An 18,359-nucleotide genomic window follows, 5' to 3' on the forward strand; every position below is an offset into this window, starting at 1 on the left:
AGATTCATTGCTTCTACATCAAAGGGAGGTTATACCTGAATGAACAAAAAAAGAAAAAGCTTCTCCTTGTTACTGATTTCATTGGTTGCGCTTTCACTGATTGTTAGCGCTTGCGGCGGTAACAAAGCCGACAATTCGGCGGCGAAGGGTAATTCGGGAAAGTCCGAAAAACCAGTTGAACTGATCTGGTACACGATCGGCGCTCCGCAAAAAGACCTTAAACGCGTAGTGGATGAAGTCAACAAGTACACCTTGGAAAAAATTAATGCCACCATCGACATGAAAATGATCGACTTCGGCGATTACACGCAAAAGATGCAAGTCATGGCTGCTTCCGGCGAGCCGATGGACATCATGTTCACAAGCTCCTGGGCTTTCGATTACGTTCAAAATGCGCGGAAGGGCGCTTTTATGGAATTGGATGACCTGTTGAGCAAATACGGAAAAGGGATCACGGATACATTGGACCCGGCCTTCCTGGAAGGCTCCAAGGTTGACGGACATAACTACGCGATTCCTGCCAACAAAGAACTCCCGGCTCAAGAAGTATGGCGTTTCAACAAAGAGTTGCTCGACAAATACAATCTGGATATAAGCAAGGCGACAACGATGGAAAGCCTGGAGCCGATGCTCAAGACAATCAAGGAAAACGAACCGGGCATTACTCCATACGCGATGTTAAAGGATTTCATGCCGGTTATGCCATTTGACTATGTCATCGAGAAAATGCCGATGGCCGTGTATATGGATACGAAGGATTACAAGGTAGTCAATATCCTTGAAACTCCGGAAGCGAAATCGACGCTGGAAACCGTCCGCAAGTTCTACCAGGCGGGTTATGTTTCTCCGGAAGTAGCAACTACGACATCTGTAGACGATCTGTATAAATCCGGCAAATGGTTCATGGACCGCGCTGCAACGCAGCCGTTGGCCGATAACCTCTGGTCCGCAAGCTACGGTTATCCGGTAGTTTCGACACCAGCCAGCCAACCGTACATTTATAACTGGTCCGTAATGGGCTCCATGCAAGCTATTTCCGCTAACTCCGAGCATCCGGAGAAAGCTATGGAATTCCTGAACCTGTTGAACACGGATTCTTATCTGCGCAACCTGATCGACTCGGGTATTGAAGGCGTTCATTACGAAAAAGTGAATGACAACACGGTCAAAAACCTGGCTGATGCCAAAAATTACGACATGCCTACATTCTCGCTCGGCAACGTTATGATCACTTACCTGAATGAAGGAGACCCGGAAAATAAATGGGACGAATTCAAGAAATTTAACGCATCGGGCATTAACGCTCCACTGCTTGGCTTCAACTTCGATACTTCCGCGGTAACGAATGAAATCGCGGCTGTGCAAAACGTGAAGGAAGAGTTCTGGTCTTCCCTGATGACCGGTACGGTAGATCCGAACGAATATCTGGCAAAAGCAAACGAGAAATTCAAAGCAGCCGGACTCGACAAGATCATTGCCGAAGCGCAAAAACAAATCGATGAGTGGAGAGCCGCTAACAACAAGTAATCAAGCTTCATGAGGCTTAGGAAGATCGGGCGGGTGAAGATCCTAACGCCCGATCTTTTTTACACTCGTCAGGTTTTCATTTTAGCGATCAGGAGGGATTTGCATGAAAATGGTAGGCGGATTTTTTCGCGATATCATCAAAAATAAAGTGTTGCTGCTCATGGTTCTGCCGGGTGCATTGTGGTTCCTCTTCTTCTCCTATATGCCGATGTTCGGTACGATTATAGCCTTTAAGCAATACCGCTTCAGCCGGGACGGCTTCTGGGCGAGCATCGTCAACAGCAAATGGGTGGGCTTGGACAACTTTAAGTTTTTATTTAGTACGAACGATGCCTATATCATCACGAGAAACACCTTGCTCTACAATGTCGCGTTCATTATTATCGGCTTGATTCTATCCGTACTGATGGCCGTGGTGCTCAGTGAGATCGCCAACAAAAGACTGGCCAAAGTATATCAGACCGGCATGTTCCTTCCCTATTTTCTGTCTTGGGTTATCGTCGGTTATTTCGCATTCAGTTTCCTCAGCTCCGAGCGCGGGCTGCTCAACCAAGTATTCAAGAGCTTAGGCTGGGAGTCGATGCAGTGGTATAACGATCCTAAAGTCTGGCCTTATATTCTTATTCTCGTGTATTTGTGGAAAGCGGTTGGTTATAACAGCGTAGTCTATCTGGCTGCAATTATGGGGATCGACAAGTCGCTTTACGAAGCGGCCATGATCGATGGCGCAAGCAAGTTCCAGCAAATCCGCAACATTACGATTCCGTTGCTCACCCCGATCATCACGATCATGACGCTGTTGGCCGTCGGCAAGATCTTCTATGCGGACTTTGGGTTGTTCTATCAGGTTCCGCGGGATTCCGGCACCCTGTATTCGGTCACGAACGTTATCGATACGTATGTATATCGCGGACTCAAAACGACCGGCGAGATCGGCATGAGTACGGCGGCAGGTCTGTATCAATCCGTCGTAGGCTTTGTTCTGGTCATGACCTCGAATTATATCGTACGCAAATTTGACAAGGACAGCGCCTTGTTCTAATCCACCGGAAGGAGTGAGTAACATGTCTGCGAGAACCTATAAAGTACGTGATTTTCATCGGCTTTCAACGCCTTGGAATGTGATATTCAATCTCTTTGCCGGTATTTTCGCTTTTCTGTGCGTATTTCCGTTTCTGTTCGTCGTCATTATTTCTTTTACGGACGAAAACGCGCTGGCGAGAGACGGCTACAAACTGATCCCTGCCGGGTGGAGCCTGGAAGCCTACCGCTACGTGTTCCAAACCGGGGATACTTTGCTTCGGTCCTACGGGGTTACGATATTCGTGACCGTGGTAGGTACGATTGTCAGTTTGTTGTTCATCTCCTTTTATGCCTATGCCATTTCGCGTAAAAGCTTTAAATACCGCAATTTTTTCGCCTTCTTTGCTTTCTTTACGATGCTGTTCAACGGCGGTCTGGTACCGACATATATTATCGTGACGCAAATGCTGTCGCTTAAAGATTCGGTCTGGGCTCTGATTTTGCCGCTGGCGGTCAACGCCTTCTATATCATGATTCTGCGTACGTTTTACAGTACAAGCGTTCCCGACGCGATTATCGAATCCGGGAAAATCGACGGAGCGGGAGAATTCCGGATTTTTCTCAAACTCGTATTGCCGCTATCCCTTCCCGGCTTGGCAACCATCGGGTTGTTCAGCACCTTGGGGTATTGGAACGACTGGTTTAACGCGTTGTTGTACATCGACAATCCGAATCTGGTTCCGCTTCAATCGATGCTGATGCGTATCGAAACCAGCATGCAGTTCATTTTGCAAAATTCGCAAAACAGCTCTTTGAGTCTTGAGGCGCTGCGTTCATTGCCGCAGGATACGTCGCGGATGGCTATGGTAGTACTGGCGACGGGGCCGATCATTTTTGCATATCCGTTTTTCCAACGTTATTTCATTCAAGGTCTTACGGTAGGGGCAGTTAAAGAATAGGATCATTTGGAGGAGAGAGTGGAAACCATGATCTATAAAGACAAGACTAAACCGATACAGGAGCGGGCGGAGCATTTGCTCAGCCTGATGACTTTGGAAGAAAAGGTCGGCCAGTTGATCCAGCCGTTCGGCTGGCAGACTTATGAGCATATAGACGGAAAAATAGAGCTGACGGAAAGCTTTAAGAAGCAAGTGGCGGACGGAGGCGTCGGGTCGTTATATGGCGTGCTTCGCGCCGACCCTTGGACGGGAGTGACCCTGGAGAGCGGATTATCTCCCCGCCAGGGCGCCGAGGCGGTCAACGAGATTCAGCGGTATGCGATTGAGCATTCCCGGCTCGGCATTCCGATTCTGATCGGGGAAGAATGCTCTCATGGGCATATGGCCATCGGCGCCACCGTATTCCCCGTGCCGTTGTCGCTCGGCAGTACCTGGAACGTGGATTTGTACCGGGAGATGTGCCGGGCCGTGGCCTTGGAAACCCGCAGTCAGGGCGGGGCGGTGACCTACTCTCCCGTGCTTGACGTCGTCCGGGATCCCCGCTGGGGCCGGACGGAGGAATGCTTCGGTGAGGATGCTTATCTGATCGGCGAAATGGCGGTGGCCTCGGTGGAAGGACTGCAGGGAAGCAGTCTGGACAGCGAAGACAGCGTTGCTGCCACCTTGAAGCATTTCGTAGGCTATGGCAGCTCCGAAGGCGGCCGCAATGCCGGGCCGGTCCATATGGGACGGCGCGAGCTGCTCGAGGTTGACCTGCTTCCGTTCCGCAAAGCCGTGGAAGCGGGAGCGGCTTCGATCATGCCGGCCTACAACGAAATTGACGGTGTGCCTTGCACGACCAACACGGAATTGTTGGACGGTGTCCTTCGCGGCGAGTGGGGCTTTGACGGCATGGTCATTACGGACTGCGGCGCCATCGACATGCTGGCATCCGGCCATGACGTGGCCGAGGACGGACGGGATGCCGCCGTTCAGGCGATTGAGGCAGGCATCGATATGGAGATGTCCGGCGAGATGTTCGGCAAGCATCTGCTTGATGCGGTCCGGTCCGGCCGGTTGGCTGAGGCTGTGGTGGACCAGGCTGCCAATCGCGTACTCACGCTGAAGTTCAAGCTGGGGCTGTTCGAACAGCCTTATGCCGACCCGGACAAGGCCGAGCAAGTGATCGGCAGCGCCGAACATGCCCAATTGGCCCGGAAAATCGCGGGGGAAGGCATCGTGCTGCTAAAGAATGAAGACGGCGTGCTGCCATTGTCGAAGTCGGCTGGGACCATCGCCGTTATCGGCCCGAACGCTGACGTTGGATATAACCAGCTTGGCGATTATACTTCGCCGCAGCCGCGGTCGAAAGTCACGACCGTGCTCGGCGGTATCCGCAGCAAGCTGGGCGCGGAACCGGAGCGGGTGCTGTATGCCCCGGGATGCCGTATCAAAGGCGATTCCAAAGAAGGCTTTGAACTTGCTTTATCCTGTGCGGAGCAGGCCGATACGGTCGTAATGGTCGTCGGCGGTTCCAGCGCCCGGGACTTTGGCGAAGGAAGCATCGACTTGAAGACGGGGGCTTCCAAAGTGACCGGAAATGCGGAGAGCGACATGGATTGCGGCGAAGGCATCGACCGCTTGTCCCTGAAGTTGTCGGGAGTCCAATTGGAACTGATTCAGGAAATCCATAAATTGGGCAAACCGCTGATCGTGGTGTATATCAATGGACGGCCGATCACTGAACCTTGGATCGACGAGCACGCGGACGCCATTGTGGAGGCCTGGTATCCGGGCCAAGAAGGCGGACATGCGATCGCCGACGTGTTGTTCGGTGACATTAATCCGTCCGGCCGCCTGACGATTTCGATTCCGAAGGATGTCGGTCAGCTTCCGGTTTACTATAACGGCAAGCGTTCGCGCGGCAAGAGATATCTGGAAACCGATTCGCAGCCGCGTTATCCGTTCGGATATGGCCTTAGTTATACGGAATTTAAATATGAGAACCTGAGCATCGGGGCGGACTCTATTCTTCCGAACGGATCGGCAAAGGTAACGGTAGAAGTGACTAATACCGGCGACCGGTCCGGTGCAGAAGTTGTTCAAATGTACGTAACTGACGTAGCCAGCGTCGTGACGAGACCGGCCAAGGAATTGAAGGGCTTCCGCAAGGTAGAACTCGCGCCGGGTGAATCCCGGCGGGTGGAGTTCACCGTCGGAGCGGAAGAGCTGCAATACATCGGCCGGGATTACAAGCCGGTCGTGGAACCCGGGGAATTCATAATTCACGTCGGAAGCCATGTGAATGAGACGCTGAGCGCCAAGCTGATCGTACGGGAGGGTTAAAGCTATGGAACGGATCAAACGGTTTATCCGGGAGCTGGCCGATGTGCAGTGGCTGGAGCAATCGGAACTGAGAGAGTGGGAAATCACGACCTCCGAATATCGGCTTCCCGGGCAGTATTCCGAGGAAATGAACTATCCGGAGGGACAGCATTTTGAGCGGTTCCCCAGCACGCAAGGGACAACGTATTTCTTCCGGATGACGCTTGAGGTTCCGGAATCGTGGCAAGGCGGCCATACCGGGCTCGTATTTGCTTCCGGTGGCGAAGGTTTGCTGCGCATTAACGGGAAATCGTACCAGGGCCTGGACCGGAATCATACTTTCGTAACCTTGCCTGCCGGGTCGGGAGATCATCCGCTGGAGCTGGAGATCGAACTGTTCGATCCGATTCCCGAACCGGTGGATCCTCTGAACCGTCAAGCGGTGATTCAGCCGCCGATTACATCGATCGACAGCAGGCTGGTCCTGGTCAATCGCCCAGTGCAAAGCTTAATGTACACGGCAACCGTAATCCGCGACTCGGCCGTGCTGCTGCCGGAACAGGATTTCCGGCGCACTCGCTTGATCGAGGCGCTGCATGCCGCGATGGACGAATTTGTTCCCTTGGATCTTGCGGCGATTGCTGAAGGGCAGGCTATCACGGAACTGGAACAGCGGCTCCGGGAACGGGTGAAGAGCATAGGGGGATCTGCCGAAGGCTTGATCCATATGGTCGGCCAATCCCATATCGATATCGCTTGGTTGTGGCCGGCGAGGGAAACGGTGCGCAAGGCGAGCCGGACGTTTTCGACCGTCGACGCCCTGATGCGCGAGTATCCGGAGTACCGCTATACGCAGAGCCAGCCGCAGTTGTTCGCCTATTTAAAGGAGAACGACCCCGAGCTGTACGAACGGGTGAAGCAGCGCATCAAAGAAGGCCGCTGGGAACTCGTCGGCGGCATGTGGGTTGAACCGGATTTGAATTTGCCTAGCGGGGAATCGCTGATGCGGCAAATGCTGTACGGACAGACTTTTTATCAGGAGGAGTTCGGCATGACGTCGGAGATTGAATGGCTGCCCGATACGTTCGGCTACTGCGCTTCACTGCCTCAGATTTTACGTCATGGCGGCGTGCGTTACTTCATGACGACCAAGCTGGGCTGGAACGACACGAACGTGTTCCCGTACGATCTGTTTCACTGGGTCGGGATTGACGGAACGCCGATGCTGTCCTATTTGAATCATGGAGTCAACGAAAATACGCTCCCTAAAGATATTCACGATCACTGGCAATCTTATCGGGAGAAAGCTGCGCACCCGGAACAGATGCTGCTGTACGGCCACGGCGACGGAGGAGGAGGCGTAACCCGCGAGATGCTGGAATATAATGATCGGGCCGAGCTTATGGTCGGACAGCCTTCCAGCGAGTACAGTACCGCGGCCGAGTTCTTTGCCGGAATCGATGCGGCGCAGCCGGAGCTTCCGGCCTGGCACGGCGATCTTTATCTGGAGCTGCACCGCGGCACCTACACGACGCATGGCCGCAACAAGCGGAACAACCGCAAAGCGGAAATATTGTATCGCGAGGCTGAGGTGTGGAATACGCTGGCGGCTCCGGTTATGCAGGAAGAGCGTGCTGACGCAATCCGGAATGACTTGAATGAAGGCTGGAAGCTGATTTTACTGAATCAGTTCCATGACATTATTCCGGGGTCGGCGATCACCGAAACCTATGAGACATCGGAAAAAGAATATAGAGAAATTTTCGGCAAAGGCAATGCCGGGTTGTCACAGGGTCTGGAGTCTCTGGCCGGAGAGGTGGCGACGGCGGGTGAGGGTAAGCCTTATATCGTCTTTAACAGCCTGGGCTGGTCCCGGGATGCGGCGATTTCCATCCGCGACCACGGGCTTGACGGCACCCTTAGTGCATATGACGAGAACGGCGCTCAACTAATCCTGGATGGCGCCTCTGGAGTACAAGGCGAAGATAACGCGGTCCGGGTTCACGTACCCGGAATTCCGGCCTTCGGCTACAAGACGATTTGGCTGCGGAGCGAAGCTAAACAGGAACAGATGCCGGGATCGTCTGCCCGGGAGAAAACATTTCCAAGCGAGTGGGAAACGGAGTGTTACCGGTTGAAATTCAATAATCGCGGCGAAATCGTCAGTCTTTGGGATAAAGACGCCGACCGGGAAATTGTCCAATCGGGCGAAGCCGCGAACCGGTTCCATTTCTTCCATGACCGGCCGACGCTTTGGGATGCCTGGGATATCGACAGCCGCTATGAGCAACAGCCGGCCGGTCAGGCGAAACTTCTGGAAAGCAGCGTGATAGCGGTCGGAGCCGTGCAGGATGTGCTTCGGTTCCGCTGGAGCATCGGGCAATCGGAGATTACACAGGATATGATCCTGTATCATAACGACCGGCGGATCGATTTTAAGACCAAGGTAAGCTGGAACGAAGCCCACAAGCTGCTCAAAGTCGGCTTCCCGAGCGATGTCGTCACGGATAAAGCGACCTACGAAATTCCATTCGGCGCATTGGAACGGGTTACGCACCGAAATACGAGCTGGGAGCAGGCGCAATACGAAGTCTGCGGACATCGCTTCGTTGATGTATCCGAGCGTGGCTACGGCGTCAGCCTGCTGAATGACTGCAAGTACGGCTACGACGTGCAGGGCAGCACGATTCGCCTGTCCTTGCTGCGCGCGCCGAAATGGCCGGACGTCACCGCCGATTTGGGCGATCATGAATTTACGTATTCGCTCTATCCGCATACCGGGGATTGGCAATCGGCGCATACGGTACGCGCTGCGGCGGAACTGAATCTGGATCCGGTGGTCATTGCCGCCGAAGCCCGTGCAGGTTCGTTGCCTCCGGTGCACTCGCTGATCGGCTTTACGGGCGAGCATGTCGTACTCGATACGGTCAAACCGGCCGAAGACGGCAGCGGCGTGATTCTCCGCTTCTATGAATCGTCCGGCGGGCGCGAACGCGTGGAGTTGAACTGGAATCAGCCTCACGGCGGTGTATTCCTGTCCGACGCACTGGAGCGGGAGGTTGAGCCGCTGAGCGCCGCGGCGGGGCCGATCAAGCTGGACTTTGCCCCGTATGAGATCAAAACACTGAAGATAAATAAGGAGTCGATAGCCCATGGAACAATTTAGACTACCGAAAATACCGATGCCGAAGCTGGAGCTTCCGCAGGCCGTTCAAGACGTGATTGCCGACGCCGAAGTGAAGCTCGCCCATCGTCCCAAGCTGCTGCAATTATTCAAGAACTGTTTTCCGAATACGCTGGAAACGACAACCAAGCTGATGGAGGACGGAACGACTTTTGTCATTACCGGCGATATTCCGGCTTCCTGGCTGCGCGACTCGGTAGAGCAGGTGATTCACTACGTGCCGCTGGCCAAGGAAGATGCCGATTTGCAGCGGATTATCGGTGGCCTCATCAAGCGCCATATCCAGTACATTCATATCGATCCTTACGCCAACGCGTTTAACGAAACGGCGAATGACTGGCACTGGAACACGACGGATGTGACGGAAATGTCCCCTTGGGTATGGGAGCGCAAGTTCGAAATCGACTCGCTGTGCTTCGTCGTCCGGTTGGCCTATAAGTATTGGAAGGAAACCGAGCGGACCGACATTTTCGATGCCGGCTTCAAAGCAGCGATGCGGCGGATTTACGACGTGTTCAAAACCGAGCAGCATCATTTCGAACAATCGCCGTACCGTTTCTCCCGGAACAACGGAATTCCTGAAGATTCACTGCGCAACGGCGGTCTCGGCATGCCGGTTAATTACACGGGAATGATCTGGTCGGGCTTCCGCTCCAGCGACGACGCTTGCGATTTCCACTACAACATTCCGGGCAATATGTTCGCTGTGGTGGCACTGCGCCAAATGCAGGAATTTGCGGAGTGGGTGTTCCGCGATATGGATTTCCTGGCTGAATTGAAGGAATTGGAGTTCGAGGTCGATCACGGGATCAAGCTGTACGGTATCTACCGCCATCCTGAATTCGGGCCGATCTACGCCTACGAAACCGACGGCTTCGGCAACTACTGCCTGATGGACGACGCGGGTACGCCGGGTCTGATGTCCATTCCGTATCTCGGCTATGTGACCGCGGACGATGAAATATATCAAAATACGCGGCGTTTTGCGCTCAGCAAGGAGAATCCGTTCTACTTCGAGGGGAAAGCCGCCAAGGGTATCGGAAGCCCGCATACGCCGAAGGATTATATCTGGCATATGGCCTTATCGATGCAAGGCATCACGGCGCAGACCAAGGAAGAGAAGCTGGAGATGATCGCGATGCTGGAGGCGACCGACGCGGATACCGGCTACATGCATGAGGGCTTCCATGCCGACGATCCGCACACTTTTACACGCAAGTGGTTCGCCTGGTCAAACAGCCTGTTCTCGCAGCTCGTGTACCGGGCCATGCAGGAAGGCATTTTGTAAGCAAGCAGGTTTGCTATAGGCTATTACGGGCCATTACCTGACCAGATCCCGAATTACAATAAAGCGATTTGAGCTTGATAAATAACCTTTCTATAAAAAGGAGACCTGATCATGAGCAAAATTATTGGCGAATCCCTGAAAAATATTCCTTGGCAAGAGAAGCCGGAAGGCTTGAACGCGCCGGTTTGGCGTTATTCCGCAAACCCGATCATCGAACGTCACGCGATCCCGAATTCCAATAGCGTATTCAACTCCGCAGTCGTACCTTTTGAAGGCGGGTTTGCCGGCGTATTCCGCTGCGACTCTAGATCGGTGAGCATGGATATTTTCGCCGGATTCAGTGACGACGGCGTGAATTGGAACATCAATCACGATCCGATTCAATTCGAAGGCGACGAAGAAATTATTAAACGGGAATACCGTTATGATCCGCGGGTATGCAAGATTGGAGACCGCTACTACATCACTTGGTGCAACGGCTATCACGGTCCGACGATCGGCATTGCGTATACGACCGATTTCAAAACGTTCCATCAGCTGGAGAATGCCTTTTTGCCGTATAACCGCAACGGAGTACTGTTCCCGCGCAAAATCGGAGATTACTATGCTATGGTCAGCCGTCCGAGCGATACGGGCCACACGCCGTTCGGAGATATTTTCTACAGCGTAAGCCCGGACCTCACGTTCTGGGGGAAACACCGCTATGTGATGGGTACGATCGGCGGAGACGAGTCTGCATGGCAATCCAAAAAAATCGGTCCCGGACCGGTTCCGATCGAAACCGACAAAGGCTGGTTGCTGATTTATCACGGCGTTATTAATACCTGCAACGGATTCGTTTACCGTATGGGCTGCGCGCTTCTGGATATCAATGAGCCTTGGAAAGTGCTTGCCCGTTCCCGCAACTACATTCTCGGCCCGGAAACGCTGTACGAGTGCGTAGGAGACGTGCCGAACGTAACTTTCCCGTGCGCCGCATTGACCGATGCTGACACCGGCCGCATTGCCATCTATTACGGCTGCGCCGATACGGTGACGGGAATCGCCTTCACGACCGTGGATGAGTTGCTCGACTACATGGAAAAGTATCCGTTGGAAGCACAAGCATAAGTAAAGCCATAAACAACGCCAACGATTATTGAAATGAATAGGAATCAGCGACGGGCCTATTCGAAACAGGGAGCCGCTATCCTGCTTCGCTCGAAGCGAGGGTGGCGGTTCTTTATTCCTCGAGCCGGTTCCGGTCCAGGTGGATAGGGCGTGACTAACCCGATTGCATGCCTATCTTTAATTTTTCTATCTATATCTTTAGTTTCGCTCCTATATGAAACCGGGCCGATACGATAAATTAGTGAGGAATGACCTGACTTTTAATATAATCTACGATTCAAATAGAGAAGAAAGCGGGGAATCAACGCATGGACAAGAAAAGAACAGCGCATATCATTTCCCACACGCACTGGGACAGAGAATGGTACCTGCCTTACGAGAAGCATCATGTCCGGCTCGTGGCGCTGGTGGACGCGCTTCTGGACAAACTGGACCAGGGCGGAGAGTTCAAGAGCTTCTATCTGGACGGGCAGACAATCATCTTGGAGGACTATCTCCAGGTCCGTCCCGAGAATAAAGAACGGCTGGAGACCCATATCCGGGAAGGCCGTATTTTGATCGGGCCATGGTATATTTTGCAGGATGCGTTCCTGACGAGCGGCGAAGCGAATGTACGCAACATGCAGATCGGCCATCAGGACGCCAAACGGTACGGGGAGCCTGCCAAGATTGGTTATTTCCCCGATACGTTTGGACTTGTCGGTCAAACGCCGCAGCTGATGAAGCAGTCGGGGATTGACAATGCCTTTTTCGGGCGCGGCGTAAAGCCGACGGGCTTTAACAATACAGTATCCGACGGCGGGTATGAGTCTTCTTTCTCGGAGCTTATCTGGGAAGGGCCCGATGGCTCGAAGGTGCTCGGCATTCTGTTTGCCAACTGGTATTCGAACGGCAACGAGGTACCGACTGACGACGAGGAAGCCAAGGCGTTCTGGGACCGCAAGCTGGCGGATGCGGAGAAATACGCCTCCACCGGGGAACTGCTGTTTATGAACGGCTGTGATCATCAGCCGATCCAGCTCGATCTGCCGGAGGCGATCGAAACGGCTTCCCGGTTGTACCCGGACACGGAGTTTGTCCACTCCAGCCTGCCGCAGTATTTGCAGTCGCTGGAAGGGGCGCTAGACCGGGATTTATCCTCCGTGAAGGGCGAACTGCGCAGCCAGCGCACAGACGGCTGGGGGACGCTGGTCAATACGGCTTCGGCCCGGGTGTACCTGAAGCAAATGAACCAGGAAGGTCAGACCTTGCTTGAAAAAGTAGCCGAACCGCTGGCCTCGTTTGCGCATCTGCTGGGCAAGGAATACCCGCATCACCTGTTTACCTATGCCTGGAAAACGCTGATGCAGAACCATCCGCACGACAGCATCTGCGGCTGCAGCGTGGATGAAGTGCACCGTGAAATGGTCACTCGTTTCGCCAAAAGCCGCCACGTCGCCGAGTCCGTCATCGACGACAGCAAGCAGGTAATCGCCGAATCGATCGATACTTCGGGGTTCGCCGCATACGGCGAAGATCCGCTTCCTTTGGTCGCGATGAATACGACCGGCTGGGCTCGTACCGGCGTGATTTCGGTGGAGCTGGATGCCGCCCGCTTGTATTTGCGGGAAGGCTTTACCCTGGAGGAAACCGCCCGCCGGATGAAGGAGGCCGATTTGTCCGGCCGCGTTCTGATCGATGAAGCCGGGAATAAGGTCGCTTGCACCGTGGAAGACTTGGGACTCCTGTTCGGATATGATTTGCCGGACGACAAGTTCCGCCAGCCTTACATGTGCCGCCGGGTCCGGATCACGTTCCAGGCGGAAGACGTTCCGGCACTCGGACTCCGTACCTACGCATGGGTACGCCGGGAGGAGGCAGCGTCCGGTTCCATTCCTCAGAACGCGGGGTCACTGCTGACCGGCCACCATGTTATGGAGAATACCGCGATTAAGATTGAGATTGCGGAGGACGGCTCCTTTGCGCTGATCGACAAGAAGTCGGGCCGCAACTACCGGGACCTCGGCGTTTACGAGGATACCGGGGATATCGGCAACGAATATATGTACCGTCAGCCGGAAGGCGAGAAAGCGTTGACCACGAAGGGGCTGGCCGCGCAAATCCGGGTGGTGGAGGATACGCCGTACCGCGCATCCATCGAGATCCGCCACCATTGGGAAATTCCCGCTTCCGCGGACGACACGCTGGATGCGGAGCAACGGGCGCTCGTATATTATCCGGAACGCAAGGCACAGCGCAGCAAGCGCCTCGTTCCATTGGAGATCACTACCGTTCTCTCATTGGAGAAAGGCGGAAAAGGGCTGCATATCGAAAGCAGCCTCGATAACCGGGCGAAGGATCATCGGATTCGCGTTCTGTTCCCGACCGATCTTATGGCGGCCAAGCATCAGGTTGATTCTATGTTCGAAATCGCCGTGAGAGATAACGAACCGGCTCCGGAATGGGCCAACCCAAGCAATACCCAGCATCAACAGGCCTTTGTGGAGATTAGCGACGGTCAGGCCGGTTTGGCGGTAGCCAACCTCGGCTTGAACGAATACGAAGTGCTGCGGGACGGCCGCAATACGATTGCCGTGACGCTGCTCCGTTCCGTCGGCGAGTTGGGTGACTGGGGTTTGTTCCCGACGCCGGAGGCGCAATGTCTCGGTGAGCATACCTTCCGCCTGGAACTGATTCCTTATGGCCATGAAGGCGGCGGTGCGTTCGATGCATATACCGAGGCCTACCAGTTCCAGATTCCATGGACGGTTTGCCAGACAGGCGTGCATACCGGACCAATCGCTCCGCTCTACACGCCGTTGCGTTGGGAGGGGGCGGAGCTTGCCTTCTCGTCGCTCAAAATGAACGAGGAAACGGGAGATCTGCTGCTGCGCTGGTACAATATGAGCAGTAGCGATGCTGAACTGACCCTCAGTCCTAATATGAAGTCGGAGTATTTATATAAGACGACTATATTGGAGGAGCCTGCACAGCCTTTATCCGGCAACACGGCCGGCGGACTTTCAATGCTGGTAGGACCTTGCGAAATCGTGACGATCGGGATTCACAGATAAATTAGGTTACTTGCAAACAGAAAACGGCACAAAAAAAGGTACAGCTCCTCATTTTATGAGGGGACTGTACCTTTTTAGTTAGAACAGTTCCAGCAATTGACGAGCCCGGTGTTCGTACGTATGGGCTTTCAGTACGTGCTTGTGCCCGGCTGCCGCAATTTTGGCGGCTTCATCCAAATGGTCCAGATAATATCGCGCCTTCTCCAGCAAATCTTCTGTCGAGTGGAAAATAATATAATGCTTCCCGTCCTGGAACAAGCGGGACTGCTCGGGAGTATCGTCCGTGAGGACCAGAGCGCCGCAACCCATACCCTCGAAGATTCGCATGTTAAAAGTCTTGATATGATCGGCTGTCTGGTTAAACACGATTTTGGAGTTTCCATACAATTCGCTTAGCTTTTCCAAATAAGGACGCTTGCGAAACGAACAGTTTCTTTGACTGAGGGACGTTTCCATAGACCGGAGATTGGCATCACGCTCAGCATAGATGGAGGTGTGCGAGCCCGCAAACGCAATATCGATGGTCCGATCAGGTAAAGGAATATCGGAGCGGAAAATATGAGGATCTGCCCCGAACGGAAAAAATTCAACGGATGTCGAGAACAGGGGCGCCAGATGCAAAGAATGGGACATCAGCAGGAGATCAGGGCGGTATGCTGCGACCAACTCCAGATTAGTGTCCAGGCGGTTTTCCCCATGGTGAATCCAATGGATGACGGGAATTTTGACGAGATTGCGATTCGCTACGACAACGGGTGGTCGGGCCGGACTCTCCACAAAGAGTATGGCTTTGTATTTGCCAAGATCTATTTTTGCAAAATCGACTTCCTTTTCAACCGTGTCTACGGGAGTGCCTATATTCCTTAAAGCCCGTTCCAAATAACTTCCGGGCGTATAGGGCGTCTTTCCGTAACACATCAAAAGGGGCGTTTGTTTAGCAGCTTTCAAAGTTCCTCATCTCCCCCTTAGTTTCAAAATTTGCGTATATAGCAAATTATGTAATAGAGGGAGAGGAGGTTTGAGCAAGGAGCGGAGTCAGGCTATACTTCGTCCCAAATTCGTTTCACATTATCAAAGGCGATTTTCGTACCGTTCAGACAGTCTTCCATGCCTTCATATTCGATTGAGAAAAATCCGTCATAGCCGGAACTCTTGATAGCCCGAATAATTTCCCACAGATCGATATCGCCATGACCGGCGATCGCTCCGCGCAAGAAGTTGCCTCCGGTGCTCTTGAACCAGCCCTCCCCGGGATTGCGGTAGGACGGGCGGATGTAGAAGTCTTTGATATGCACGATCGAGGCGTATTTCAAATTGCTCTTTACGGCAGTAACCGGATTCTCGTCCACGCACACGAAGTTGCCGACATCCAGCGTTGTTTTGAAATTCGGACGATCTACGGCATGAAGGAGCGCCTGTACGCGATCGCTGGCTTGGACATAGTAGCCGTGATTCTCCACACTTGTCGTAATTCCGTATTGCGCTGCGTGATCGGCAATCCGGCGGCAGGCTGCCGCGATTTTGTCCAGGTCCTCGTTAAACCGCTGGATGGAGATATCTTGGCGGGATGCGACGTCATGCCGCATCAGTTTCGCGCCCAAACGGTGGACCCGATCCACCTCGCTGATCACTCTGGCAATTTCCGCCTCATAGGCTTCTTCCGTATCCGTGATAAAGTTGGCTCCGATCGCGTAATTCGAAATTTCGATGCCGGCAGCTTTGGCTTTATTTATAATTTGTTCCTCAAGCCCCGGGTCGTTGTCAAAGTCGAATCCGAGCTTCGGTACGATTTCAATATGGCTGGCCCCGATGCCCGCGGTCCAATCGATCACTTCACTGATATTCATGCGGCCTTGATGCATAGCCTGGAACAAGCTGTAAGAACTAATTCCTAACTTCATGATTGGTCATCTCCCTAATTTAGCCTCGATAAGATTGGATGAAGGACACCGCTTTGGCAATATCCTCCGCAGGGTTGGTGCCTACTTCACGCTCGATCGTCAGGTAGCCGGTATAACCGATTTCCTGGAGCGCCGCAAAATAAGCCGGGAAGTCGACTTTGCCCTCACCGAGCGGAACCTCTTCAAAGGCTGCGCCAGAGGCGGCCATTTCGGCGATTTTCTGGTGATCCATCGCGCTGTAGCCAAGAAAACCGTATACGTCCTTCGGATCGACCGGACGCAGACGCTTGCCGTCTTTGACATGCGTGTGGACGATGTAGTCCCGCAGCGTTTTGACGCCTTGTACCGGATCATCACCCGTCACCATGACCATATTGGCCGGATCGAAATTGACGGAAACGCCGTTCGTGCTGAGCGTATCCAGGAACTCCTTCAAATGTGCCGCCGGCTCGGGTCCGGTCTCAATGGCAAAGTAGGCGTTCATGCTCTTGGCGTACACACCGAGCTCCTCACAAGCCTGCTGCATCGCCTCATAAATACGGCCATCCGCATTATCCGGCACGATGCCGATATGCGTCGTAACGATATTCGTGCCAAGCTCGACGGCCAGATCGAGGATCCGTTTTGATTTCTCAATTTTTGCCGGATTCGCTTCCGCGTCCTGGAATCCATGTCCGGCCAAATCGCCGCAGAGCGCGGAAATTTCCAGGCCCAAGCCTTCAATATAGCTGCGCAATTCCTTGCGTTTGCTTCCGGTCAGTACTTCCGGGTCCATTTCGCCAGATACGGCATAAATTTGCACGCCGTCGGCTCCGACCTCTTTGGCTTTGAGTAATCCCTCTCTAACGCCCAGACCGAAACTGTCAACGATAACTCCGATTTTATTGTTCAGTTTCACCCTTGGTCCGCCTCCTTTAAATTATTTGATTTCAATTTCCCGGCCTTCCGCGGCCGATTGGTAGATGGCATTTAATATTTTGATCATTTCCACGCCGTCCTCCACCGGACAGCTGGTCTCATGCAGACCCAGACAGCTGTCGACGAAATGGTTAATTTCCGTATTGAAGCTTCCTTGGAAATCAAAGCCCGGCGTGCTGATCTGCGGATCGATATTGATGATCGTGTTATGGCGCTCCGTTACAATCGAGAGCACCGGCTCAATTTCCGCGCCGCCCTTGTCGCCGTAAATATTGACCATCGCCGAGTTGTCTTTCGCATGGAGCGAAAAGCTGACGTCAACCATCAGCGAGGCGCCGTTCTCAAACCGGATCAGCGCATTGGCCATATCCTCGACCGTATTGAGGGAGGCATCGTAATCAGCCGCTTTATAGAAATCGTAATTTTCGATATGCGAGCGGTTACCGAGTTTGTTGTACGTATTCCCGCTTACGGATTTCACTTTCGGTTTGCCCATAAGGTACCAGCACAGGTCGATGACGTGAACGCCGATATCGATCAACGGACCGCCGCCCGAGCGCTCCTTGTCCGCGAACCAGCCGCCCGGATTGCCGAGGCGCCGGATCAGGCTGGCTTTGGCAAAGTAAATGTCACCGAGTTCACCGGCATCGATGAATTTCTTTAATACCGCAATGTTGGAGGCGTGACGACGGACATAGCCCACCTGGAGCAGCTTACCGGTTTCGCGCACGGCGCGTTCCACCTCTAGCGCTTCGTCCACGGTTTTGCATAGCGGTTTTTCACAGAGCACGTTCTTGCCCGCTCGAAGCGCCGCGACACTGATTTCGGCATGGCTGTTATTCCATGTGCAAATGCTGACGGCTTGAACATCCGGGCTCTCGAGCAGCTCCCGGTAATCGGTATAGATGTGAGGGATATTGTACTTACGGGCACTTTCCCGGGCCCGATCCTCCTGAAGATCACAAATTGCGACTAACTCAACTTTAGGGTTTAACGCATACGCTTGAAGATGACATTCCGAGATGGAGCCGTTACCGATCAGGCCTACTTTCAATTCGCCCATTGTAATCGCTTACACCCTTTCATTACCCG

12 protein-coding genes are annotated in these 18,359 nt (G+C 53.5%); 8 read left to right on the forward strand and 4 right to left on the reverse strand.

Going from position 1 to position 18,359, the window contains the following annotated elements:
• Positions 1 to 39 precede the first annotated feature (39 nt).
• From KJS57_RS08720 to KJS57_RS08755, 8 genes are all read left to right on the forward strand, one after another.
• Positions 40 to 1,527, forward strand: coding sequence for an ABC transporter substrate-binding protein (locus KJS57_RS08720; protein WP_211022317.1), 1,488 nt, complete (start codon positions 40 to 42; stop codon positions 1,525 to 1,527).
• A gap of 103 nt (positions 1,528 to 1,630) precedes the next feature.
• A complete protein-coding gene (locus KJS57_RS08725) occupies positions 1,631 to 2,569 on the forward strand; it encodes an ABC transporter permease (protein WP_211022316.1) in 939 nt (312 codons plus the stop codon).
• A 22-nt stretch (positions 2,570 to 2,591) separates the two neighbouring features.
• Entirely contained in the window at positions 2,592 to 3,509 is a 918-nt protein-coding gene (locus KJS57_RS08730) for a carbohydrate ABC transporter permease (RefSeq protein ID WP_213654450.1), read from the forward strand.
• A gap of 27 nt (positions 3,510 to 3,536) precedes the next feature.
• Positions 3,537 to 5,834, forward strand: a complete 2,298-nt coding sequence (locus tag KJS57_RS08735) for a glycoside hydrolase family 3 N-terminal domain-containing protein (protein WP_213654451.1) — start codon at positions 3,537 to 3,539, stop codon at positions 5,832 to 5,834.
• A gap of 4 nt (positions 5,835 to 5,838) precedes the next feature.
• Positions 5,839 to 8,979 carry an alpha-mannosidase gene (locus KJS57_RS08740; protein ID WP_213654452.1) on the forward strand — a complete coding sequence of 1,047 codons (3,141 nt, stop codon included), beginning with the start codon at positions 5,839 to 5,841 and terminating at the stop codon, positions 8,977 to 8,979.
• Positions 8,966 to 10,285 (forward strand): glycoside hydrolase family 125 protein, encoded by a 1,320-nt coding sequence (locus tag KJS57_RS08745; protein ID WP_211022312.1) that lies wholly within the window; start codon positions 8,966 to 8,968, stop codon positions 10,283 to 10,285. Before KJS57_RS08740 ends, KJS57_RS08745 begins: the two co-directional genes overlap by 14 nt.
• A gap of 111 nt (positions 10,286 to 10,396) precedes the next feature.
• The gene (locus tag KJS57_RS08750) at positions 10,397 to 11,395 is read left to right on the forward strand and encodes a glycoside hydrolase family 130 protein (RefSeq protein WP_213654453.1); all 999 of its coding nucleotides are present in this window, start codon (positions 10,397 to 10,399) and stop codon (positions 11,393 to 11,395) included.
• Positions 11,396 to 11,703: 308 nt separating this feature from the next.
• Entirely contained in the window at positions 11,704 to 14,448 is a 2,745-nt protein-coding gene (locus tag KJS57_RS08755; RefSeq protein WP_213654454.1) for an alpha-mannosidase, read from the forward strand.
• Between the two features lie 78 nt (positions 14,449 to 14,526).
• On the opposite strand, the gene KJS57_RS08760 is transcribed toward KJS57_RS08755, so the two are convergent.
• The 4 genes from KJS57_RS08760 to KJS57_RS08775 all read right to left on the reverse strand — a co-directional run bounded on the left by KJS57_RS08760 (position 14,527) and on the right by KJS57_RS08775 (position 18,330).
• Entirely contained in the window at positions 14,527 to 15,396 is an 870-nt protein-coding gene (locus tag KJS57_RS08760) for a CgeB family protein (protein WP_244861456.1), read from the reverse strand.
• Between the two features lie 92 nt (positions 15,397 to 15,488).
• Entirely contained in the window at positions 15,489 to 16,349 is an 861-nt protein-coding gene (locus tag KJS57_RS08765; RefSeq protein WP_213654455.1) for a sugar phosphate isomerase/epimerase family protein, read from the reverse strand.
• Between the two features lie 19 nt (positions 16,350 to 16,368).
• Positions 16,369 to 17,247 carry a sugar phosphate isomerase/epimerase family protein gene (locus tag KJS57_RS08770; RefSeq protein WP_211022308.1) on the reverse strand — a complete coding sequence of 293 codons (879 nt, stop codon included), beginning with the start codon at positions 17,245 to 17,247 and terminating at the stop codon, positions 16,369 to 16,371.
• Positions 17,248 to 17,268: 21 nt separating this feature from the next.
• Complete coding sequence (locus KJS57_RS08775; RefSeq protein ID WP_213654456.1) at positions 17,269 to 18,330, reverse strand: Gfo/Idh/MocA family protein; 1,062 nt, start codon at positions 18,328 to 18,330, stop codon at positions 17,269 to 17,271.
• Positions 18,331 to 18,359: the final 29 nt, after the last annotated feature.

Source organism: Paenibacillus vini (assembly GCF_018403325.1).
Lineage (GTDB): Bacteria > Bacillota > Bacilli > Paenibacillales > Paenibacillaceae > Fontibacillus > Fontibacillus vini.